The following is a 1,047-nucleotide window of genomic DNA, read 5'->3' as shown; positions in this document are numbered from 1 at the left end:
AAAATAAATAATAACCATCAATTAACCACCAACCACTATCAACCATCAATTAACCACTATCAACCATCAATTAACCACCAACCACCATCAACTAACCACTATCAACCATCAATTAACCACCAACCACCATCAACAGTCAACAATTGATGTACACTGAAGAAATTAGAATTTATGGTACCGTTCAAGGAGTAGGATTTCGTCCTACAGTTTACCGAATTGCTAAAGATTTAAAATTAAATGGCGATGTTTGTAACGACGGTGAAGGTGTATTAATTAGAGTATCTGGTACTCAAGAATCTATAGATGAATTTGTTCACAGAATACAGCAAGAATCTCCTACCTTAGCTAATATTAATCGGTTAACCAGAACTTATTCTCAAATAGAATTGATATTTAATAATTTTGTAATTTCTCGTAGTATTAATACCGCAATCAAAACACAAATTGTCCCCGATGCTGCGACTTGTGAGGATTGCAAACAAGAAATTTTCGACCCCCTAAGTCGTTACTATCGTTACCCTTTTACAAACTGTACTCATTGCGGACCGCGATTTAGTATCATTAACACTATACCTTACGACCGTCATAACACTAGTATGACGGTTTTTAAAATGTGTCCCCAATGCAGTAAGGAATACGCAGATATACAAAACCGTCGTTTTCACGCACAACCAGTAGCTTGCTATACTTGCGGTCCTCAAGTATGGTTGGAACGTGCTGATGGTAAACCCATGACAGCTACGATGTTTTCCATGTTAGATGATGTTGATGCTGTGTGTAGTTTATTGCAAAAAGGTGAAATAGTTGCAATTAAAGGGTTGGGTGGAATTCATCTTGCTTGTGATGCTACCAATCATACAGCAGTCGAAAAATTGCGATCGCGAAAGCAACGACATCATAAACCCTTTGCTTTAATGGCAAGAGATATAAAAGTAATCGAACAATATTGTCAACCAACCCCCAAGGAAAAAGAATTACTCCAAAGCACTGTTGCACCAATTGTTCTGATTAATGCTCGCCATTCTCCCCATCTCCCTGTCTCTTATA

Annotated in this window: 1 protein-coding gene; it reads left to right on the top strand. The window is 37.6% G+C overall.

Annotated elements, in window-relative coordinates:
* Positions 1-146 precede the first annotated feature (146 nt).
* Positions 147-1,047, top strand: a 901-nt coding sequence (locus IQ247_RS32225; RefSeq protein WP_193926248.1) for an acylphosphatase, incomplete at its 3' end; no start/stop codon positions are given.

Origin of the sequence: Plectonema cf. radiosum LEGE 06105 (assembly GCF_015207665.1) — a bacterium.
In the GTDB taxonomy this organism is placed as follows: Bacteria; Cyanobacteriota; Cyanobacteriia; order Cyanobacteriales; family Nostocaceae; genus Rivularia; species Rivularia radiosa_A.
Note: the sequence above shows the minus strand (reverse complement) of the source record. Positions and strands in the feature narration are given on the sequence as shown.